At 65.1% G+C, this 21,428-nt stretch carries 20 protein-coding genes; 4 read left to right on the top strand and 16 right to left on the bottom strand.

The genetic code is table 11. The annotated features are described in order from the left end of the window. Nucleotide 1 precedes the first annotated feature (1 nt). Both ACCO56_RS18895 and phnN read left to right on the top strand, forming a co-directional pair. Nucleotides 2-1,141 (top strand): alpha-D-ribose 1-methylphosphonate 5-triphosphate diphosphatase, encoded by a 1,140-nt coding sequence (locus tag ACCO56_RS18895; RefSeq protein ID WP_433642355.1) that lies wholly within the window; start codon nucleotides 2-4, stop codon nucleotides 1,139-1,141. Continuing rightward, nucleotides 1,138-1,764 carry a phosphonate metabolism protein/1,5-bisphosphokinase (PRPP-forming) PhnN gene (phnN, locus tag ACCO56_RS18890; protein WP_433642354.1) on the top strand — a complete coding sequence of 209 codons (627 nt, stop codon included), beginning with the start codon at nucleotides 1,138-1,140 and terminating at the stop codon, nucleotides 1,762-1,764. Before ACCO56_RS18895 ends, phnN begins: the two co-directional genes overlap by 4 nt. Nucleotides 1,765-1,773: 9 nt before the next feature. Here the strand turns inward: phnN and ACCO56_RS18885 are convergent, their stop codons facing one another. Continuing rightward, nucleotides 1,774-3,702, bottom strand: a complete 1,929-nt coding sequence (locus ACCO56_RS18885; protein WP_433642353.1) for an adenylate/guanylate cyclase domain-containing protein — start codon at nucleotides 3,700-3,702, stop codon at nucleotides 1,774-1,776. Nucleotides 3,703-3,920: 218 nt separating this feature from the next. Between ACCO56_RS18885 and ACCO56_RS18880 the strand changes: the two genes are divergently transcribed. Next, nucleotides 3,921-4,358 (top strand): YciI family protein, encoded by a 438-nt coding sequence (locus ACCO56_RS18880; protein WP_433642352.1) that lies wholly within the window; start codon nucleotides 3,921-3,923, stop codon nucleotides 4,356-4,358. A 77-nt stretch (nucleotides 4,359-4,435) separates the two neighbouring features. Here ACCO56_RS18880 and ACCO56_RS18875 read toward each other — a convergent pair whose 3' ends face one another. The 8 genes from ACCO56_RS18875 to ACCO56_RS18840 all read right to left on the bottom strand — a co-directional run bounded on the left by ACCO56_RS18875 (nucleotide 4,436) and on the right by ACCO56_RS18840 (nucleotide 13,008). Continuing rightward, nucleotides 4,436-5,716 carry a TRAP transporter large permease gene (locus ACCO56_RS18875; RefSeq protein WP_433642351.1) on the bottom strand — a complete coding sequence of 427 codons (1,281 nt, stop codon included), beginning with the start codon at nucleotides 5,714-5,716 and terminating at the stop codon, nucleotides 4,436-4,438. Then, nucleotides 5,713-6,288, bottom strand: coding sequence for a TRAP transporter small permease (locus ACCO56_RS18870; RefSeq protein ID WP_433642350.1), 576 nt, complete (start codon nucleotides 6,286-6,288; stop codon nucleotides 5,713-5,715). Before ACCO56_RS18870 ends, ACCO56_RS18875 begins: the two co-directional genes overlap by 4 nt. 60 nt (nucleotides 6,289-6,348) lie before the next feature. Next, nucleotides 6,349-7,578 carry an aminotransferase class III-fold pyridoxal phosphate-dependent enzyme gene (locus ACCO56_RS18865; RefSeq protein ID WP_433642349.1) on the bottom strand — a complete coding sequence of 410 codons (1,230 nt, stop codon included), beginning with the start codon at nucleotides 7,576-7,578 and terminating at the stop codon, nucleotides 6,349-6,351. A 70-nt stretch (nucleotides 7,579-7,648) separates the two neighbouring features. Beyond that, entirely contained in the window at nucleotides 7,649-8,659 is a 1,011-nt protein-coding gene (locus tag ACCO56_RS18860) for a TRAP transporter substrate-binding protein (protein WP_433642348.1), read from the bottom strand. Beyond that, entirely contained in the window at nucleotides 8,656-10,149 is a 1,494-nt protein-coding gene (locus ACCO56_RS18855; protein WP_433642347.1) for a M81 family metallopeptidase, read from the bottom strand. The genes ACCO56_RS18860 and ACCO56_RS18855 overlap by 4 nt, the downstream gene beginning before the upstream one ends. A 56-nt stretch (nucleotides 10,150-10,205) precedes the next feature. Next, entirely contained in the window at nucleotides 10,206-11,492 is a 1,287-nt protein-coding gene (locus ACCO56_RS18850) for a TRAP transporter large permease (RefSeq protein WP_433642346.1), read from the bottom strand. After that, a complete protein-coding gene (locus tag ACCO56_RS18845) occupies nucleotides 11,489-12,010 on the bottom strand; it encodes a TRAP transporter small permease (RefSeq protein ID WP_433642345.1) in 522 nt (173 codons plus the stop codon). The genes ACCO56_RS18850 and ACCO56_RS18845 overlap by 4 nt, the downstream gene beginning before the upstream one ends. Before the next feature lie 8 nt (nucleotides 12,011-12,018). Beyond that, entirely contained in the window at nucleotides 12,019-13,008 is a 990-nt protein-coding gene (locus ACCO56_RS18840; protein ID WP_433642344.1) for a TRAP transporter substrate-binding protein, read from the bottom strand. 208 nt (nucleotides 13,009-13,216) lie between these two features. On the opposite strand from ACCO56_RS18840, the gene ACCO56_RS18835 reads away from it, so the two are divergent. Next, the gene (locus ACCO56_RS18835) at nucleotides 13,217-14,122 is read left to right on the top strand and encodes a LysR family transcriptional regulator (protein WP_433642343.1); all 906 of its coding nucleotides are present in this window, start codon (nucleotides 13,217-13,219) and stop codon (nucleotides 14,120-14,122) included. 82 nt (nucleotides 14,123-14,204) lie between these two features. Here the strand turns inward: ACCO56_RS18835 and ACCO56_RS18830 are convergent, their stop codons facing one another. The 7 genes from ACCO56_RS18830 to ACCO56_RS18800 all read right to left on the bottom strand — a co-directional run bounded on the left by ACCO56_RS18830 (nucleotide 14,205) and on the right by ACCO56_RS18800 (nucleotide 21,143). Continuing rightward, nucleotides 14,205-15,302, bottom strand: a complete 1,098-nt coding sequence (locus tag ACCO56_RS18830) for a DUF1513 domain-containing protein (RefSeq protein ID WP_433642342.1) — start codon at nucleotides 15,300-15,302, stop codon at nucleotides 14,205-14,207. A gap of 2 nt (nucleotides 15,303-15,304) precedes the next feature. Beyond that, entirely contained in the window at nucleotides 15,305-16,360 is a 1,056-nt protein-coding gene (locus ACCO56_RS18825) for an imelysin family protein (protein ID WP_433642341.1), read from the bottom strand. A gap of 212 nt (nucleotides 16,361-16,572) precedes the next feature. Continuing rightward, the gene (locus tag ACCO56_RS18820) at nucleotides 16,573-18,108 is read right to left on the bottom strand and encodes a di-heme oxidoredictase family protein (RefSeq protein ID WP_433642414.1); all 1,536 of its coding nucleotides are present in this window, start codon (nucleotides 18,106-18,108) and stop codon (nucleotides 16,573-16,575) included. Nucleotides 18,109-18,496: 388 nt separating this feature from the next. Beyond that, entirely contained in the window at nucleotides 18,497-18,982 is a 486-nt protein-coding gene (bfr, locus tag ACCO56_RS18815; protein WP_433642340.1) for a bacterioferritin, read from the bottom strand. Then, nucleotides 18,948-19,259: a (2Fe-2S)-binding protein gene (locus ACCO56_RS18810; protein WP_433642339.1), complete on the bottom strand. Its 312-nt coding sequence runs from the start codon at nucleotides 19,257-19,259 to the stop codon at nucleotides 18,948-18,950. Before ACCO56_RS18810 ends, bfr begins: the two co-directional genes overlap by 35 nt. 62 nt (nucleotides 19,260-19,321) lie before the next feature. Beyond that, entirely contained in the window at nucleotides 19,322-20,626 is a 1,305-nt protein-coding gene (locus tag ACCO56_RS18805) for an imelysin family protein (RefSeq protein ID WP_433642338.1), read from the bottom strand. A 10-nt stretch (nucleotides 20,627-20,636) separates the two neighbouring features. Further along, nucleotides 20,637-21,143, bottom strand: a complete 507-nt coding sequence (locus tag ACCO56_RS18800; protein WP_433642337.1) for a hypothetical protein — start codon at nucleotides 21,141-21,143, stop codon at nucleotides 20,637-20,639. Between the last annotated feature and the right edge of the window lie 285 nt (nucleotides 21,144-21,428).

Genomic DNA, 21,428 nt, shown 5'->3' with positions numbered 1-21,428 from the left:
CATGCCTGCCGAAACAGTACTCACCAACGCCCGCCTCGTTCTCGCCGACGAAGTCGTCACCGGATCGGTGCTGATCCGCGACGGCCTCATTGCCGACGTCTCCAGCGGTTCGTCTCGCGCCGGCGAGGACGTCGAAGGCGATTACGTCATTCCGGGCCTTGTCGAACTCCACACCGACCATCTCGAGGGCCATTACGCGCCGCGCCCCAAAGTGCGCTGGAATCCGATCGCCGCCGTGCTTGCCCATGACGCCCAGGTCGCCACGGCCGGCATCACCACCGTCTTCGACGCGTTGCGCGTCGGCCTCGACGAGGATGGCGGCATGACTCCGGACGAAATGCGCAAGCTCGCCGACGCCATCGAGGATAGCGTGCGGCAGGACCGCGTGCGCGCCGACCACTTCATCCACCTGCGCTGCGAGGTTTCCGCGCCCGACTGCCTAGACGGCTTCGCCTATTTCGACGGCGATGACCGGGTCCGGCTCGCGTCGCTCATGGACCATGCGCCGGGCCAGCGTCAATTCGCCAAGCTCGAAGCCTATGCCATGTACTACCAGGGCAAGCTCAAGATGTCGGACGAGGCGTTCCGCGCCTTCTGCGAGCGGCGGATCGCCGAATCCGCCGCCAACTCCGCCACCAACCGCACGGCCATCGCCGATGCCTGCCGAGCGCGCGGCATCGTGCTCGCCAGCCATGACGACGCCACTCTGGCCCATGTCGAGGAGGCTGTCGCACAAGGGATTCGCGTCGCCGAGTTCCCGACCACGTCCGAGGCCGCCCGTGCCTCCAAGCATGCCGGGCTCGGCGTGCTGATGGGAGCGCCGAACGTCATGCGCGGCGGCTCCCACTCCGGCAACGTCTCTGCGCGCACGCTGGCCGAGGATGGCCTGCTCGACATTCTCTCGTCGGACTACATCCCCTTCAGCCTCATTCAGTCGGCCTTCTTCCTGGGCGAGGTCGTCGACCAGATCACCCTGCCGGAGGCGGTCGCCATGGTATCGCGCAATCCGGCCGAAGCCGTCGGCCTCACCGATCGCGGCGTCATCGAGGCCGGCCGCCGCGCCGACCTTGTGCGCGTGCGGGTCGATGAGCATGTGCCGGTCGTCCGCACTGTCTGGCGGGAAGGCCGCCGCGTCGCATGATGGCCTCCGCTTTGATCGAGCGCGAGCTGGCCAGTGCTCCTTTCCCGGTCCGCAACGGCGTGTTCGTTGCGGTGGTCGGGCCGAGCGGCGCCGGCAAGGATACCATCATGGCCTACGCGCGGGAGCGTTTCGCCGATGAGAACAGCGTGCTCTTCGTGCGGCGCGTCATCACCCGGCCGTGCGACGGCTCCACCGAGGATCACGATTCGCTCACCGATGCCGCCTTCGACGAGGCTCGGCAATATGGCGCCTTTGCGCTCGCCTGGGAGGCGCATGGGCTGAAATACGGCTTGCCGGCAGATGTCGACGATGCAATCGCCGAGGGCCGAGTGGCCATCGCCAACCTGTCGCGCGGGGCGCTTCCGCTGCTCAAGGAACGCTACGAGAACGTGGTCGTGGTTGAGATCACAGCCGCGCCGGAGATCCTGGCCGAGCGCCTTGCCGCGCGTGGTCGGGAGTCCCGTGGCGAAGTGCTGGCGAGACTGGCGCGTTCCGCGAAATTTGACAGCGAAGGTGCGGTCGTCATCGACAATGGCGGCGCGCCCGAGACCGCCGGCGAGCGTTTCGCCGAACTCATCCGCAAGGCGATCGCCAGAGCCGATGTATCGGGGACAGTGGAGTAGGCTGGCTCCTTAGCCTGCTTGGGCCCGAGGGACGTCCAGCGGGGGTACCACCGCCGCTTCGACTTTGCCGAGCTGGAACACCTTCGTCGCCTCGCCGCGTCCGCGCAGCCTGTGTTCGCCCGCCGGGATCGTTTCGAATTCTTCGTCGAGACGCGAAGCGGTCTCGCCGGAAATTGTGATCGAGACCGCCGCGTCGGGCGCGAGCTGCTTGCCAAGCTCCTGCAGCCGCTGGCTGATGTTCACGGTATCGCCGATGATCGTATAGTTGACGCGGTCGGACGCTCCGATGTTGCCGACGATAACCGAGCCCGTATGGATGCCGATCCTGACACGAAAGGGCTGGCGACTCTCCCTGGCCTGCGCCCGGCCGTCGTTCTCCAGTTCGTCGCGGATGGCTGCGGCTGCGCGGACGGCCGCCGCCGCATGGCTCTCGAGACGGTCCGGCGCGCCGAAGAATGCCAGCATGCCGTCGCCCATGAACTTGTCGACCGTACCGCCATGCGCGTCGACCGCGCGGCACAGGATTGAAAAATGATGGTTGAGGAGCTTGGCCGTAGCGGAAGCGTCCATCTGCTCCGAAAGCGTGGTGAAGCCGGCAATATCGGTGAACATGACGGTAACGATCGCTTCGCGCGGTTCCGCGATCCCTATTTTTCCGGTGCGCACGAGCTTGGCCACCAGCGAGCGCGGCACATAGGTCGAAAAAGCGCGCAGGCCGATGAGCATCGCGTTGAAGGCAGACGCCTGCTCGTCCAACTCCAGCACCCTGCTGCGCGGCAGCGGCTTCACCTCGTCGAGATCGAAATCGGCGACGCGCGTGGCTTGGCCGGCGATCGTCTGGATCGGGCGTGACAGGCGCCTGCCCAGCATGATCGCAATGACGATCGCCGCCGCCATCGCTCCGAAGCCCAGCAGCGCCGATCCCATGACACGCTCGATCTCGTCGCCGATCTGCCTGGCCTCGAAATACGCGCCGATCGTCCAGGGTCGCTCGCCATAACCGCTGATCTTGCGAGTGATGGCGACGTAAGTATCCTCTCCGTTCCCGTTGGATCCCTCTTGCTCGTCGACCTTGATCTCGGCGACCTCGATGTCGCGGCCGCGCTTGGCGCTGAATTCCGCCTCGGGTTCCCGCCCTTCATACCGGGCGAGCACGGGATCGCCAAAGGTGGCGAGCGACGCCAGCGGCCGGATGCCTTCTTTCAGTGCGTTCGGATCGGCCAGCCGCGGGTCGGCCAGGATGGAGCCATCCCCATCCAGAATGAAGGCATGCGTGCCGAAGCGTGACGACAATTCCCGCGTGATTTCGGACAGTTTCTGCAGTTCCACTGCGGCGATCACCCAGGCCTGCGTCGCGCCGTCGCGCGTGAGCGGCACGGAAACGTTGGCGAACAGGCCATGTTCGTTGGCCACGAACGCGCCCCACCACCGCCCTTCGATCTGTCGCCGCTGTTCCAGCGCAGCCCTCACTTCAGGTGATTTCTCGGATTCGGCCGGGAGCTGCCGGACCGCTCCGGGCGGGTCGGCCTCGCCGGCGCCGCGCGCCGCGCCCCTGCAGACCAGATCGGGCGTGCAGATCAGCATCACGTTTGTTTCGGGCGTGGCCGATAGGGCACCGGCCAGTGCCGCCGACATGGCCTCGTCGTCGATCTGGAAGTCGCCCTGCGCATAAAGCTGTGCGACCCCGTCGACGGCGTCTTCGGCGCGTCCCATCTCGGCGCGCAGCGCATCCTCCATCGCATCGATCAGAAGCGTCGACTGAGCGCCCAACAGATCGAACGTATTGCGGACATTGGCACCCACCGACAGTGTCAGCACGCCACCGACCGACAGGAACACGAGGGTGCCGAAACTCAACGCCATGAGGACTGAAACGGGAATGCGACGCCGCTTCTTTTCGGGGCGGACCAGACGGACCGGTTGCGCGGGCGTGCTCATGCATCCAATGTCGTAATAAGCCGGGGAATTGCAAGCCCGCAAGGTTCGGATCCTCCGGCAGCCGCCCGACGCCGGTGGTCATTGCCTGGTGAAAAAGTCGCGTTAGAAAAAATCATGGACTTGTCGATTCCCGCTTCTCCCATTCGACGTGCAGGTGAGCGATGGTCTGCAACGACCCGCCATCGCCTCTTTGAACCCAACCCACTGGAGACAGCACGATGCGTTTTATGGTGATCGTTAAGGCCACGAAAGACAGCGAAGCCGGCATCATGCCGAGTGCGGAGCTGCTCGAAGCCATGATGAAATACAACGAGGAGCTGGTGAAGGCCGGCATCATGCTGGCCGGCGACGGCCTGCAGCCCAGCTCGAAGGGCGTGCGGGTACAGTTCTCCGGCCCCAAGCGCACAGTCGTCGACGGTCCCTTTGCGGAGACCAAGGAACTCGTCGCCGGCTACTGGATCTGGGAAGTCGCCTCGCTCGAAGAGGCGATCGAATGGGTCAAGCGTTGCCCCAATCCGATGCCCGGAGATTCGGAAATCGAGATCCGTCCATTCTACCAGATGGAGGATTTCGGCGAGATCGTCACGCCGGAAATCCAAGAGCTCGACAAGCGCCTGCGCGCCGAGACGGAAAAGCTCTCCAAGGGCAAATCCTGACGCGGTCTCTTGCGGCCGATCGCCCGGTCAGGCGATCGGCGCCTCCCGCTTCGCGGCATCGCACCGAGGCATGCCGCTCAGCGGCCGATCAGCGTGGCCGGCCACATCACGAGCGCCGGGAACAGAACCATCAGCAGCAAGACGATCAGCTGCGCGATGAAGAACGGCCAAACGCCCTTCATCAGATTCTCCATGGAGATCCGCGCAACACCGGCGACGACGTTCAGGACTGTGCCTACGGGCGGGGTGATGAGCCCGATCGAGTTGTTCACGATGAACAGGACGCCGAAATAGACCGGGTCTATCCCTGCCTCCTTGATGATCGGCATCAGGATCGGGGTCAGGATGAGGATCGTCGGCGTCATGTCGAGGGCGGTGCCGACGATAACCACCAGGACCATGATCGCGAGCAGGAGCAGTGTCTGGTTGTCCATGAAAGGTTGCAGCAGATCGACCACAGTCGCGGCGACCTCGGCGATCGTGATCAGCCAGGACGATACGAGGGCGGCCGCCACCAGGAACATGACGACGGCTGTCGTCTTTGCCGAACTGACAAGCACATCGAAGAGTTCGGCGAATTTGAGCTCGCGATAGACGAACAGTGCGACGACCAGCGAGTAGACCGCGGCAACCACGGCCGCCTCGGTCGGCGTGAAGACACCGAATTTCAGGCCGAACACGATGATCGCGGGGAGGAGAAGCGCCCAGAAGCCCTCGACGAGAGCATGCACGAGATCACGCGCCGACCGGCGCGGCGGCGACATGATTTCCTCGTTGCGGACCTGCAGCCACCAGGCGGCTGCCAGCCCTATCCCTAGAAGGATGCCCGGCACGATGCCGGCCAGGAAGAGCTTGGTGATGGAAACGCCCGCGACCACGCCAAACAGGACAAAGGCGATCGATGGTGGAATGATCGGCCCGATGACGCCTGACGCGGCCACCAGTCCGGCGGCCCGGTTCTCGTCGTGGCCCGCCTGGACCATCAATGGGACGAGCAGCGTCGCAAGAGCGGCGGCATCCGCGACCGCCGAGCCGGAGAGGGCCGACAGCAGGCAGGCGGCCGCGATCGTCACGTAGCCCAACCCGCCCTTGACATGGCCGACGGCCACAAGGGCGACGTTGACGATACGCCTCGCCAGGCCGCCGCGGTTCATCACCTCGCCGGCCAGCATGAAGAAAGGCACCGCCATGAGCGGAAAGGAGTCCGCGCCGTTGATGACGTTCTGCGCGACGATCTGGGAATCGAAGATCCCGATATGGATCATGAGCGCCACGCCGCTGACCAGAAGCGCGTAGGCGATCGGCATGCCGATGGCGATCGCGGCGAGAAGGGAGCCTACGAAAACGAAGATCGTCACGTGTCGCCGTCGCCTCTCTGCCTCGCCGCGACCGCCTTCCCCTGCAACAGGGCCTCGGCCTCTTCCTGTTCCTCGGATTCCTTGACGATGGTGAGGTCTGCCGCGGCCGTGCGTCCGGCCGCCAGTCGGATCAGGTCGGCGAGGATGATCACGCCGGAGCACACGCCAAAGACGACGCCGACACCATAGAACCAGGCCATCGAAAGGCCCGAGGCCGGTGCCAGCACATCCCAATTGATCATGGTCTGCTTCCAGGCACCGTCCAGCAGCAGCCAGGTCACGTAGAGCATCAGCAGCTGGCTGATCGCCAGGCATGACTTTCGTCCCAGTATCGGCAGCCGCCGCACCAGCGCATCAACGCCGATATGCCCGTGGTCTCGCAGCGCCACAAGGGCGCCCAGAAAAGTCAGCCAGACGAAAAACCAGCGCGAAAGCTCCTCGGACACGGTTATGCCGGAGTTGAAGGCATAGCGCAGCACGACATTGCCGAAGACCAGCACGACCATTGCCGCCAGCAGCAATGCGATGACGATCTTGATACCGAGAAAGAAGCTGTCGACGATACGGATCATGCAATTCGCTGCATAGGGAACCTCGATCGAAGGCGAAACGTGATTCGGATGCACATAGGGTCAGAAGATGCGGGCGACATCGTCGAATATCCCTACCATATCGTCCAAGACCGACGCGTCGTGCGTCGTCGACAGATAAACGCGGCCGTAAGGCTGCGGCATGAGAAGCAGCGCTCGCCGCCGCGCCTCGAGGTGAAGTTTGAGGGTGCAATCGGCGCGCGCGCGCGCCGCGGCCTCCGCATAGGTTGTCGGCTCCTCCGCATGAAACCAGATGGTGAAGACGGAGCCGAAGCCTGACGTCGAGAGCTGTACGCCTGCCCCCTCGGCAAAGGCATGGACGATCCGACTGCGCAGGCCGTCGCCACGGGCGAGAAGCCCCGGATAGTCCACCTCCTTCAGGATCGTCATCGTCGCGGAAACGGCGGCCGTCGCGACCGGATTGCCGCTATAAGTTCCCGCGCGCACCACCTCGCCGCGCTCGCAAAGCATCATCACGTCAGGCGTGCCGAGCACCGCCGCAACGGGCAGGCCGCTGCCGATGGCCTTTCCGACGACCGCGATATCCGGACGCAGGCCGGCCGCATGGCTGGCAAGTCCGAACGCGACGCGGAATCCCATCAGCACCTCGTCCGAGATCACCAGCGCACCGTGGCGTCGTGCCGTCTCGTAGACATGTTCGAGATAGCCGGGCGCCGGTCTTATGCAGCCGGCATTGGCCAACATCGGCTCGATCAGCACCGCGGCAATATCGGCATTCTCGGCGAAAAGGTTGTCGATGTCCTGTCTGTCGTTGAAGCGGAGGAGGGTCGTGCGGCCGCGCAACGGGCGTGTGTTCGAAAGCATGAGAGCGTCGTCGGAACCGGCATTGCCGAAGGCGACGTCGTCGTACCAGCCGTCGAAGCCCGCGGCGACTTTCGCGACAAGCGTCCGGCCCGTCGCCGCCCTGGCCAGCCGGCAGGCAAGGTGAACGGCCTCGCTGCCGGTATTGGTGAAGATCACGCGCGAAAGATCGCCCGTCGTCTCGCTCAGCCTGGCGGCTGCCTCCTCCTCCCCGGCATGGGCGAAGGCCGGCATCGACCCGTTGGCCAGAGCACGGGTGGCAGCCTCGACCACTGCCGGATGGGCGTGGCCGATGAGCGTGGCGCCGAAGCCGAGCGCGGTGTCGATGTAGCGCTTGCGTTCGACGTCCCAGATGTGGGCGCCGAACGAGCGCCCGCTGAGGAAGGGCAGGCCGTCCAGCATGGGCAATGCCCTGCCCGCGCTGGAGATCCCTCCGACGAGATGACCCATGGAATTCTCTTGCCTTCTGGATTCATGTTCGGGCGGTGTCATCGCGAGCACTGCCGGTCTGTGATTTCGATCAGCGCTTCTTGGCGATTTCCGTGTTGATCTCCTGAAGCAGCACGGGGTCAGCTTCTGCGCTGAACTTCTCCACGACGGGCTTGATCGCCTCGCGGATGCGGTTCAACTCGTCGGGCGAGATCTCATTCACCTGCATGCCGGCCGCCTCGAGGGCCTGGAGGGACTCGGCGTTCTTCTTCCGCGATACCTCGCGCTGGAACAGCCTGCTTTCAGCGGCCGCCGATTTCAGGACCGCCTGCTCTTCCTCGTTCAGCGCATCCCAGCTCTTCTTGCTGATGATCACCGTCTGAGGATTGTAGATGTGGCGCGAGATCGAGAGATAGGTCTGCACCTCGTGGAACTTCATCGCGTCCACGGTCGCGAGCGGGTTTTCCTGCCCGTCCACGACCTTCTGCTCGAGCGCGGAATAGAGTTCGGGGAACGGCAAGGGCACGGCATTCGCGCCGAGCGTATTGAAGAGATCGATGAAAAGCGGCGACTGCACCACCCGGAGCTTGAGCCCGCTGAAGTCTTCCAGCTTGGCGATCGGCCGCGTGCTCGTGGTGATGTTGCGGAAGCCGAGTTCCCAATAGGTGAGGCCGACGAGGCCCTTTTCGGGCAGCTTGCCGAACAGCTTCTCGCCGACCGGCCCATCGACCAGCGCGTCCGCTTCTTCGGGATTGTTGAACAGGAAGGGCAGATCGAGCAGCCCGAAATCCTTGACGACGCCGCTCAGCAGGCCGCCATTGAGAACCGTGATGTCGAGCGTTCCACCCTGAAGGGCCGAGACCGTCTGCAGGTCACCGCCCAGGGAACCGTCCGGAAACAGCCGCACGGTCATCTTGCCGCCGCTCTTCTGCTCGACGAGTTCGGCGAACTTCTGCGCGCCAAGACCCTGCGGATGCTCCTTCGAGCCCGTGAAGGCGAAGCGGAGCGCCTTTTCGCGAATCTCGGCGCCGGCGCCGCTCGCCAGGACCATCGAAAGGCCGACGATGGTGGCGGTGAGAAGTGACTTGGCACGGGTCATCATGGCAGCTTTTCCTCGTGTTCAGGGAATGCTCGATTCGTATCGATCGGGTAGAGCGGTCGCGCGCGACGGTGACGCAGTCCGTCGGGGCGCCGGCTCGTGAGGCCCGGCGTCGCCGCGACGCGGCAGTCGAACTGCCCGGCAAGGCTGAGCCGGAAATGATTGCTGGATTTGACGACCATATAGTCGAGATCGTCCGGGGACGTCCCCGCATGGGTGGCCAGGGCCGGATCGCAGGCGGAGGGCCCCTTCGTGGTGAGGACGAACAGACGCGGGCCGGATCGCAGCACGGCGGTCGGGCCGAGATCGTTGACGACGCCCTTCATATAGGCGCCCGCATTGGCGAACAGGCCGGCGGTCAAGGCCGTGACCATTCCCCGGACGGGCAGGGGCGTCAGCCCCGGCGTGAAGCGGCCCCCGATGTCCAGCGAGATTTCGCGGCCCACGCCTTGAGCGGCGCAAGCCGCGACGGCCTCGGGGTCGAGGAGGGGAATGAGTCCGCGAGCGTCGGGCGCGTGGAGACTGGCGAAGCGCGCGATCTCGACCGAGTCTCCCGGCGCACCGGCAAGCACGCTGTCGCCCTGGTCGCCTATGGCCGCCGCCCGCCCGTTCAGGATACTCTCGAAGATGCCGGGCAGCTCTTCGGCCTGCCCGGCAAAGGCGTCGCGCTGGCACCAGAGCTCGGCCGCGACGGCATCGGCAAGTGCCGTGGCCTCGTCGGCATCCGGTCCATAGGCCAGTACCACCTGCCCCATGCCGGGCAGGTCCAGAAACGGGTGCGTGTTGAAGATGGAGACGTCGAGGATGCCGGGGCGGCGCTCCCGCTCGGTCGCGAGCTTGCCGAGAACGGCTCGCATCCCCGGCTCGCCGGTCTCGTCGCGCCACAAAGCCAGCATCGGCACGGTGCGCCGCACGCCGACGGGGCGCGGCCGCATGGCGGAAACGGACACCAAGAGATCGACGGCGCGCGCCCCGGTCTCGACCATGTCGGAATGGGGATGGGTGCGATAGCCGGTCAGGATATCGGCATTCTCCATCATGCGCGCGGTGACGTGGCCATGCAGGTCGAGCGCCGCGGCGACAGGCACGTCGCGACCGAGAGCGGAGCGCAGCCGTTCCAGGAGCTCGCCCTCGACGTCGTCGAGGCTCACGCCCGCCATGGAGCCATGCAGTTCGAGGCAGATCGCATCGGCGCCGGCGGCGCAGACCGTCTCGACCATTCGGTCCAGAAGCCGGCCGACCGTCCCGTCCTCGATCGGCCCGCCCGGTCGCGCTCGTGCCGCGAAGGCGGGCACGGGTTCGAGCTTCAGTTCGCGCAGCCTGCGGATGATCCCGCCGAGGGATGTCTCGCTGTCCTGATAGGCCTCGATCAGCTCCGCTCCCTCGTGGCAGGCGAACTCGCCGGCGCCTGTCGGGACCAGATTGAAAGAGTTCGTCTCCTGCCAAAGCAGGCCGACGGCCACGCGCCGCATAGGAAGAGCCCCAACCGGCATCCTATGCCTCCCCCTCGCCGCCGCGCGGCCTTTCCTGGACGACGGCCCTCATGCCGTCAGATCCCGAAGAGCTTCGGCAGCCATTCGGTCATGCCGGGAAAGAGCGCGACGCCCGCGATACAGACGAGGCTGGCGATCCAGTAGGGCATCAGCCATTTCGAGACCGCGTACATGTCGAGCTTCGCGATGTTGCAGACGACCGTGATGTTGGTGCCGACCGGCGGCGTGAAAAGCCCGGCGCCGAGGGTCAGCGTGAACAGCACGCCGGTCTGGAAGGGCTCCAGGCCGGCATCGCGCGCGATCGGCACCAGGATCGGCGTCATGATCACGAGAGACGGCCCGAGATCCAGCCAGAAGCCTACCGCCGACAGGACGAAAAGGATGAGCAGCACCGTCACGACCGGACCCGCGGAATAGCCCGAGATCCACTCGGCGGCGATCGTGGGGATCTGCTCGACCGTCAGGATCCACGAGAACGGCGTGGCCAGCGCCATGATCATCATGATGACGCCAGTGGTCGTCACCGCGCCCACCACCGCAGGGTAGAGGTCGCGAAAGGAGAGCTCGCGATAGATGAGCTTGCCGACGCAGAACGAATAGACGACCGCGATGGCGGACGCCTCCGTCGCGGTCGCGAAGCCGCCGACGATGGTGGCCAGGACGATCATCGGCATGAGCAGGGCGGGAAGGGCCAGAAGTGTGTCGCGGCCGACCTCCTTCGCATCGAATTTCGTCTTGAGACGCGGGAAGTCATGGCGCTGCGCCACGATCCAGGTGGTCGCCATCATCACGGCGGCGACGAAGATGCTCGGCAGGATGCCGGCGAGCAGCAGGCCGCCTATCGAGGTGTTCGTCAGCGCTCCGTACAGGATCAGGATGACGCTCTGCGGTCCGATGATGCCCAGCGTGCCGGCGGCAGCGGTGACCGCCGCCGCGAAAGCCTTGGGGTAGCCGCGTTCCGTCATGGCGGGGATCATGATCGAGCCGACCGCTCCGGTGTCGGCTGTGGCGGAGCCGCTGATGCCGCCATAGACGAGGGCGGTTGCCACATTGACCAGGCCGAGACCGCCGCGGACACGGCCGAGCAGGTGCTCCGCGATGTTCACGATACGGCGCGTGAGACCGCCGCGATTCATGAGCTCGCCGGCAAACAGGAAGAGCGGGATGGCGGCGAGCGTGATCTCGTCGGCGCCGCGGATGGTCTGCTGGGCGAACCACGCGGCCGGCAGCGTCAGGTCGCCGCTGACGATCGCCAGCAGGCTCGACAGGCCCATGGCCCATGAAATGGGCACTCCCGCGAAAAGCAGGATCGTGAAGGAAAGGATCAGGACGGCAAGCGTCATGCGGCGGGCTCGCGCTCCGGATACGGGTCCCCGCCTCTCATGATGCGTATCAGCCTTGCGGCGCCGATACCCGCGAGGGAGAGCCCCAGGACGAGGATCGATGCGATGGTCGTGCCGCCCGGCAGACGCAGCACCGGTGTCGGAACGAAGGCGAAGCGCTGCCACACGGCCCAGCCGCTCCAGAGGAAGACGATCCCGAGCGCGAAGACGCAGACGGCGATCCCACAGTCGATCGCGCGCCGGATCGAAGGCCGGAACGAGTCCTTGATCGGATCGAAGGAGACGTTCTCGCCCCTGATCTCACCAACGACGATGCCGAGGAAGGTCACCCAGACGAACGCGATCGCAGCCACTTCGAACGTCCATTCGAAGTGGCTGAGGCCGAAGAGGCGGGCGACGACGCTGAGCAGGGTGGAGACGAACATGATGACGAAGGCGACCGCCCCCGCGAACGCGAAAAAGCGTTGCCCGCGACCCTTGTGCGGCGCGGGATTCACCAGGAGAGGAGATTGCTCCACGAGGCGCCTCAGTTGCCCGACGCCTGGCGCACCTTGGCGATGAGGTCGGCGCCCCATTCCTTGCCGAACTCGTCGTAGACGGGCGTCACGATGGAGTGGAAGGCGCTGGTGTCGACGTCGGTGATCTCGATGCCCTTGCCCTTCAGCTCTTCGAGAATGCCCGCATAGGTGGCGTCGAGCTGGCCACGGTACCATTGGACCGTTTCCGCCGCCGACTCCCTGATCGCCGCCTGTTGGTCGGCCGGCAGGGCATCCATGCGGTCCTTGTTCATGAACCACCAATTGGCGGTCCAGATATAGTTCGCGATGGCGAGCTTGTCGGCCACCTCGTACCATTTGGAATCGTAGTAGTCGCGGATCTCCGGTTCCACGGCGCTGACGACATGCGCCTGGAGCGAGGTATAGACTTGGCCGAACGGAATGGACTCGGCCAGCGCGCCGAGCTGGCGCATGGTCGCGAGAATGACCGGATTGGGCGGAGTGCGGATCTTGAGGCCCTTCAGGTCGTCGGGTCCGGCGATGGACTTGTCGCTCGACGCGAACTGGCGGAAACCGGAATCCAGCGCGCCGAGAAGCACATAGCCGCGGTCCTCGCCGAAGCCCATCAACTCCTTTCCGACCGCGCCGTCGAGGAAGGCATGGACCGCCCTGTTGTCGGAGAAGAGGAAGGGGAGCGAAGTCACGTTCAGCCGCGGGTCGATCGCGTCCACCGAACCGCCGAGCCCGATGTCGATCGAGCCGACGCCGACGCCCTCGACGATCGGATCCTCGTCGCCGAGCTGGCCATCCGGGAAGATGACGACCTTCAGCGCGCCGCCGGTCTTCTCGGCGACTTTCTTCTGAAACTCGAGCGCCGCCTTGTTGATCAGGCTGTCGGAAGAAGACGCGTGAGCGAGGCGAAGGTCTGCCGGGGCGGCCGCGCCAGGGAAAGGCGCGATGGCGGCCGCCAGAAGGGCAGCGCCAAGAAGCATGTTGCGGGTCAGTCTGGAGAGGTACATGGTTGGCCTCGCGGATCGGGAACGGCTGAGACTGACAGGCAAAGAAAAATTCGTAAACAATAGAATCCAATATTTTCAATGTTTTATGCAGGCATAAGTAACGTTTATGACAGCGTGGGGAGCTTGCGTTTTAGCGGGTTCTGCTTCAATTCTCGGGGATTGAGGCCCCTCGCGGAACCCTCGGTTGAAGCGATCAGGGAACTCGCCCATGCGCCATCTCGACAGGGAAGCCCTTGCCGCCTTCGTGGCGGTTGCCGAATCCGGCTCCTTCACGGGTGCCGCACAGCGGCTGAACAAGACACAGGCCGCCATCTCCATCGCGGTCGGCCGCCTCGAGGAGCGGCTCGGCAAGAAGCTCTTCGACCGGCTGCATCGGCGTGTCGCCCTGACGAGCGCCGGCGAGCGGCTGCAGCATTACGCCCAGAAGATCCTCAGCCTCGAGGACGAGGCGATCGCTTCGCTGAGCGATGCGACGCATGAGGGACGCGTGCGGCTCGGCATGCCGGACGACTATCTCGACTTCTTCGGCTCCGCGCTCGTCACGTCGTTCGCGCCCCGCTATCCGCTGGTCAGCATCGATCTGAGGTGCAACTTTTCGTGCCAGCTCGAGATGATGGTGGAAGCCCGCGAACTGGATATCGCCGTCATCACCCAGGACGCCATGGAGCCGAAAGGCGAGGTCCTGCGCTCCGAGCGGCAGATCTGGTGCGCCGCGCCCAACCGATATCCCGAAACGGCGGCGGTGCTCCGTCTTGCGCTGTTTCCCGACGGCTGCCGGGCCAAGCCGCATATCCTGAAGGCATTGGACAAGGCGGGGCGGCCCTGGAAGATCGGGTACTCTTCGTCCTCGGTGCAAGGCATACAACTGGCGATCGCTTCAGGCGACATGGTGACGGTCCTGCCGGAATCGGCGGTGCCGCCGCATTGGCGGCGGCTCGGCGAGGCCGAGGGCCTTCCTTCCATGCCTCCTCTCAACCTCGCGATCTACACCTTCCAGCAGGCGCGCCTTCCGGTTCGGCAATTGACCACCTTCATCCGGGGAAGCTTCGGCGACCATGCGCGGCTGGGTGATGGGGAAAAGCACCGACGGAGCGTCGCGCCGGCTTCAGCCTGATGCGGGCCGGCGCCCATGCGGCGCGTCGGGACAAGCGGGGCTTTCGGCACGTTTCGACGGCTGCGGCGAGATCGCGTCCCCGTCAGCCGATCCGGAGCAGGTGATTGTCCCAGGCATATGCGTCGAGCAGCGCCTCCGAGCCGTCGGCGGCGAGGATGTCGCCCGTCCCGGTGGTCGCGCGGAAGCCGGCATGGTCGGGCGCGACACCGCACACTTCGACCAGCGATTTGACCGCGAGCACCTTGCTGGTCGCCGCCTCGATCACCGCGTAGCTGTTCCCCTGCGGGGACGAGACGGCGACGGTGCCGGCCGCCGGATTGGCCGCGACCGAACCGATATAGTTCCGGAAACCCGCCAGCACGTCGCCGGGCATATCGACGAGCGCGAGCTCTTCGCCGCGCCGCGCCTTGCCGACGAGCAACGGACGCTCGCTTGCCGGCCCTTCGTGCTGGCAGCCGAACCAGACGGTTCCCTGCTGATCGATCGCCATGTGGCGGATGGATAGCTGATGCAGCGCGGCCGGCAGGAAATGCTGTTTGAGAAGCGCGCCGGTCTCGCGGTCGATGAAGGCGAAGGACGGCTTCATCGTCGCGATATTCAGTTTGGCGCGGCCGAAATCCGGATGGGTCTCGATGCCGCCATTGGCGATGGCAAGTGTCCTGCCGTCGGCCAGAAGCAGCATCTCGTGCGGCCCCACCCCGTGGGTCGGGAATTCGCCGATACGGCGGAAGCCGTCGCGCGCGTCGTAGATGCCGACCATGCCTGCGGCATTGTCGAAATCGTTCTCGGTGGCGTAGAGCAGCGCGCCGTCGGGCGAAAAGACACCATGGCCGAAGAAATGCCGGCCTTCGACGCTTGCAATGGTCTGAGGTTCGGTCCGCTCCTCATGGTCGAACACCACCATGAAGGTGCCGGGCTGGCGGGCGAAGACGACGGAGCGCCGCGACACCGGATCGAAGGTCACATCGTGGCCGCGTTCGGGCAGAGCGGCGGAAAACACGACCTTGCGCTCTTCCGAGAGAACGGCCACGCCATAGCCGCCGTCCCGGCGCTGGAAGGCGGTGGCAAAGACGGCGTCGGTCGTGTCCAGCGCGAAGGCTTGTCGCGGCAGCAACGCGGCCGCAAAGCCCGTGCCCGCGGCCTTCAGGAATTGTCGGCGGTCGATCAGCGAGGTATCCATCGTCAGTCGCCGTCGAGCGAGGAGAAGCCGGCGGTGAGGCCGAGCTCGGCCGAGAGCCGTTTGCCGAACAGTTCGGAAAGGCTGGTGGTGACCAGCTTGAAATAGCTGAGCTTGCCGCGCCGTTCGGGATCGGCCAGCACCTCTTCCACCGGACCCTTGGCGCCTTCCGCCGCGCGGATGGCGTTGCCGAATTCGAAGTCGATCGATTGCGCTATCCAGCGGGAATTCTCGGGTAAGCTGTCGGGAAGGCCCGAGACGTCGAACAGGGTTTTCATGCCAGCCATATTGCCTGCAAGCGCTGGGGCGGTTCCCTGGGAGCGCCAGAACAGCGCCTGCTTCGGCTTGTCGGTCTTCTCCGTCTCCCCGAGGAAGCTGCCCACACGCTGATCGCGCACCAGTTCCAGCCCGTTGACGAAAATATCGAGAAGGTCGTTCAGTGCTTCGGCGTCGGTGCGGTAGAGCGCATTGTCGGGTGAGGGGGCGGTCCAGATCGCGCCGAAGCCGCTGGGGCCCTCCCAACCTTTCTCGATCGCGCCGGCGATCGTGTCGAGATTGCCTGAAATTGCCGCGCCGTAAGAGCAACGGAAAGCGTCTCCCGTCGCCAGCTCTTCCGAACCCGTGCCGAACAGCACGAATTCGAGCGCGCCGAGGCCCTGCATGGCGACGCTCTTTCCGGCGAGCTTGGCCGGGTCGGTCACGCTGGCGTCCTGGTCGGCGATCGCCGCCTGCACCTGCCTGAGTCCGATGCCCTTCCGATCGGGCCAATAGAGGACGCGTTCAAGCCGGTTTTCCTCGGTCACCGGTCCGATGCGAATGATCTCGACTTTGGCCCAGGCGCGGACCGCCCGGCCGAAGGTCGCACGGGCGGCATCGAGCGCGGCGGGCGAGGGGGAGGCGCAAAGCTTGCCGACCGTCGATTTCAGGGCGGCGGTGCTGCCACGAAAGGCGGCATAGGCGGGCTTGACGAAACCTTCGACGGCGGCACCGACCGTTTCGGATGCGGTCCGTTCTGTGGGAAGAGCGGGAGCAGTGGCCAAGGTCAGGGCGAGAAGTGCCAAGCCGACGGACTTTGCGGCCGAGCGCGGGGAATGCCCCTCACTGTCCTGCCGGACATCTCTCCCCGCATGCGGGGAGAGAGACGCTGGCCGCTTGGGTTTCGCCAATCGGATACGCAGGCGATTGGCGAAAGCAGAGACGAGATCGTCTCTCTCCCCGCATGCGGGGAGAGATGTCCGGCAGGACAGTGAGGGGCTTTTCGAACCATCCATCATCAGAGCGACTCCAGAAAGCGGATGAGCGCCTCACGATCGGCATGTCCGAGCGCCGCGAAGCCGTCGCGCGCCTTCTGGGCTTCGCCGCCGTGCCACAGGATCGCCTCGGCCAGGTCGCGCGCCCGCCCGTCATGCAGGAAGAAGGTGTGGCCGCTGACGGTCTTGGTGAGGCCGATGCCCCACAGCGGCGGCGTGCGCCATTCCTCGCCGGTGGCCTCGCCCACCCTCTGGCCATCCGCCAGCCCTTCGCCCATGTCGTGCAGCAGGAAATCGGAATAGGGCCAGATAAGCTGGAAGGCCTGGGCCTTGTTGGGCGCGTCGCGGCGGGTGACGAATTTGGGCGTGTGGCAGGAGACACAGCCGAGCTCGTAGAAGATCTTCTTGCCGGCGAGCACGCTTTTGTCGTTGGTCTTGCGGCGAGCCGGAACGGCAAGGTTCTGCGAATAGAAGGTGACGAGATCCATGACCGGCGGCGGCGCCTCGACGTCGCCCAGTCGCTCCTGGACGCCGGTCGGCATGGCGCGGCAGGCAGCTTCGGCCTCCGTGCAGTCGCCCCAGTGCTTCGGCGCCTCCGGCGTGGAGATGCCGATGTCGCCGGCGAAGGCGTCCGCCGTCTGCTGCCGGATCGTCGCCGTTTGCGCCTTCCAGCCGAAGCGGCCCAGCGTGAGCTCTCCGCTCGAGGGATCGCGCACGATCTGCGGCCTGCCGGAGATGCCGTCCCCGTCGCGGTCGTCGGGATCGGCGCTGGCGAGGATATCGGCCGGATGGACCTGCTCGACGAGACCGAGGCCGATCATCGCCGGCGTCACCCGCGCCGAAAGTGTGGTTTTCGGATCAAGCGGGCCATAGGCCGGTGCGTCCACCGTATAGGTCGGCTTGCGGAGCGAAACCGCCGTCCCGTCGCCGAATTCGACCGGTATTTCCTCGTAGGTGATCGTCATGCGGCCTTCCCCGGCGAGGCCGGGCACGGCGAGATCCTGCAATTGCGTGCCGTAGACGGGGTCGGGGAAGTTGAGGGCCCTCTTGTCGGCCAGCGCCTTTTGCTCCTCGACGGTCTCGGCGTCGCGCGCCAGGCGCAGGAACATCGATGTCGCGTCCGGATTGTCCTCGGGCGGATGGCCGCGCCCGTCCTTCAAATGGCAGCTCTGGCAGGCACGCGCGTTGAAGAGGGGCCCGAGCCCGTCCGAGGCCTGGGTGGAGGAGGGCGACGACACCCAGAGCTTGCGGAAGATTCCATTGCCGAGCTTGAAGGTGCCCTGTTCCTCGAAGGTGATGTTGGCCGAGGAGTGCGAGAAGGCGTCCTGGTTGATGCGCTTGCGCGAGGTCCCGGCGCCGCCCTGCATGGGCTCGAACTCTTCCGCCTTGGAGAAGTCGGTCGTCGGCCGCGTGACGGCCTCGACCCGCGCCAGGTCTTCCGCGGTGAGATCCCTACGGCTGGTTTCGAGCCCCTTGGCTTCGGGCATGCCAGCATAAGCGATGGTGGCGAAGGCCAGCGTCGCGAGCACGGCGCTGGAAAAGAGTGCCGGGACGCACATTCTGGGCAAGAACTGTAACAGGGGTGAAAGTCGTGGCACCCCCCTCTGTCCTGCCGGACATCTCCCCCTTGGCGTGTACGACAGGTCCCCCTCTCCGTCTCGGCTTCGCCGAGCCACCTCTCTCCCACGCTGCGCGTGGGGGAGAGGAATCGCCGGCCGCGCACTTGGAGCCCTTCCTCTTCCCCACGAAGGGGGGGAGAGGTGGCTCGGCGAAGCCGAGACGGAGAGGGGGACCTGCCGAGCAACGAGGAACGAGATTTCCGGATGTGTGAATGTCGTAGCCCTGAAGGCGGCAGATGCCCGGCAGGACAGAGGGGGGTGTGATGGGCGGGATGGCCCGGCGGGCGCGCGGCGCCTCAGAAAATTGATGCGCCGCATCGTCCCATGCCTAGTCGGCCTCGTTCGCCGGCGCGGCGTTGAGCAGGCCGTATTTTTCTTCGCCGATCGTGGAGAGCAGGTCGAGCTGGGTCTCGAGGAAGTCGATATGGCCTTCCTCGTCGCTCAGCAGCTCCTCGAAGAGTTGCATCGAGACGTAGTCGCCGAGATCGTGGCAGATCTCGCGGGATTTCTTGTAGGAAGTGCGGGCGTCGTATTCGCCGGCAAGATCGGATTCGAGCACTTCCCTGACATTCTGGCCGATGCGCAGCGGCGCCACCGACTGAAGGTTAGGATGACCTTCGAGGAAGATGATCCGCTCGATGATCTTGTCCGCGTGATGCATTTCCTCGATCGATTCCTCGCGTTCCTTCTTCGCGAGCTTGGCATAGCCCCAGTCTTCGAGAAGCCTGTGGTGAAGCCAATACTGGTTGACCGCGCCGAGCTCCAGGAAAAGAGCCTCGTTAAGCCGCTCGATGACTTGTGGTTCGCCTTTCATGGGTCCTGCTCCCGTACTGGACGCGCAACTCTCTCACGCGGTCCAAGTGTGAAACGACTTCCTCGCCGCCCGCCTCCGAGCGTGCGTGGTATTCCTCGGTTACCCGAATGATCGTTTCGACCACATTTGGGAAGCAGCCGCAACAGCGTCCGCGCTTTTGCAGCGTGTGATAGACCTTCGCGGGCACGATAAGTGTCCACGGATCCTTCTCGAGCAGTTGGATGATGGTGTCTTCGATCTCCTTCTGGGTGATCAGGTTGCAGTGACAAATCAGCATGACTAACTCGGAATTGGCTACGGCGAGGCGCCGGTGGCTAGGGTTGCCGGAGGCAGCGGCTCCTACTGGAAGACCTTGCCGGGCGCATCGAGGCTGTCGGATCCCTCGAATGCGATGGCGTCGAGCTTGAGCGCCGCGACGGCGCGTTCGATCGACTTGGTCTGGTCGACCAGCGCATCGATCGCTGCCTGCACGGCGGCGTTGCCTTCGGCATTGCCCTCGCCGATCTGCTGGTCATAGGCTTCACCGGCAACGGCGCGGGCCTGGATGGCTTCCATCTTGGCGACCGTCGCGTCGAGCTTGCTGGAGAGCTCGGCGTCCACGGCCGCGTCGGCGGCCTTCACGAGCTCTGAAACGGACGGCCCCTCGACGACCGAGCCGTCTACGCGCTTGTACCGACCCTGATAGACGTTGCGCATGCCGACGGCGTCATAGAGATGCGAGATGTGGGTGTTGTCGGAAAAGCAGTCATGCTCCTCCTCGGGGTCGTGCAGCAGCAGCCCGAGCTTCATGCGCTCGCCGGCAAGCTCGCCGTAGGAGAGCGACCCCATGCCCGTGAGGATGGTGGAGAGACCGGCGTTGGGGTCCCCTTCCAGCAGTCCTTTCCGTCCCTCGCCGCCATCCTTCCAGTTGGCGACCATCTCCTCGAGATCGGAAACCAAGAGGTCGGTTGCCGCCGCGAGATATTCGGCGCGGCGCTCGCAATTGCCGCCCGTGCAATTGGCCTTGTCGAAGTCGGTATAGGGGCGCTGGCCGGCGCCAGCATCGGTGCCGTTGAGATCCTGCCCCCACAGCAGGAACTCGATGGCGTGATAGCCCGTGGCGACATTGGCCTCGATGCCGCCCGCTTCCTGCAGAGTTTCGGAAAGAAACTCCGGTGTGATCTTCGAGGCGTCGACCTTCTGGCCGTTGATCTCGATCTCCGTGTTGGCGATCACATTGGCCGTATAGAGCGTGTTCTCGTCCGATTCCGTGCCATAGCTCGCATCGACATAGTCGATCAGCCCTTCGTCGAGCGGCCAGGCATTCACGCGACCTTCCCAATCGTCGACGATGGCATTGCCGAAACGATAGACTTCCGTCTGCTGGTAAGGGATGCGTGCGGCTTTCCAGGCTTCCCGCGCCGCGTTCAGCGTGTCCTCGGAGGGCTTGGCGATCAGCGCGTCCGCCGCCTGGTCGAGCAGCTTGGCCGTGGCCAGCGCGTCCTCGTAGCCGGCGAGCGCGATGTCGGCATAGTTGGCGAGCACCGCCTTGGCGTCGGTATCCGCCTTGGCCGGCAGCACGAACACGGCAGCCGTCAGGACGCCGGTGGCGAGGATCGCCGCCACCTTGCCCGAATACCTGGGCATCGCCATGATGAAGGTCATTCCAGTCTCCTCAGTGAACGGTGGCGCGTCCGGCGCGTCTCAGGACGTCTTCGATCGCGTGGGCGGGAATCGGCAGAAGATATTGGCTCAGGCCGGCCAGGGTTTCGGCGAAGCTGGCGGCCGCGTCGCGGATATCGTTGCGGCGTGCCGGGCACGACATGGCCGACAGGCAGGTCGCGGCGGCATCGGTGTCCTCGTGCTGGAGCGCCGCTATGATGCCGAGCGCCAGGCATTCGTCGCGGCATACGTGATGCGCGCCGAAGGGAAAGCTCGCCAGCGGGCAGGCCGCGCAAACGCGAAGGGTACGAACAAAGTGGGACAGTTCGGCGAGCGCCCGCCGGCCATCCGCGCCGCCGAGATGCTGGGTATAGAGCGCCCAGCCCATCTCCCATGGCGTGACCGATCCGGTCTCGTAACCCGCCAGCCAGCGGCGATAGCCTTCGAGCACCAGCTTTTCGGGCAGGCGGTCGAAATAGCAGCCGTTATGGCCATTCATGTCGCCGACGCGAAAGCTCACGTATGACGCCCCGTCGAACGAGCGGCATCGGCCTGGCGTGCTTCCATGGGGAAGCGCGTCGAGGCGGAACGGCACGGCATTGAGGAATGGACCGCGTCATGGCGCGGCCTGCAGACAACAGTCACCTCTATCCTCCAATCGAATGGGTTCAAGGCCCAGACATCAAAGGTTCATGGCCGATCTTAAACCCGGGCGGCCATCAAAAGTCAACGGAATTTGGAAAAACCGCCTTCAAATCAATAACTTAGAATTATTCTAAACTACCGCCGTCAAGTTTTTCGAGCT

This window comes from Mesorhizobium sp. 1B3, assembly GCF_050958605.1.
Lineage (GTDB): Bacteria > Pseudomonadota > Alphaproteobacteria > Rhizobiales > Rhizobiaceae.
Note: the sequence above shows the minus strand (reverse complement) of the source record. Positions and strands in the feature narration are given on the sequence as shown.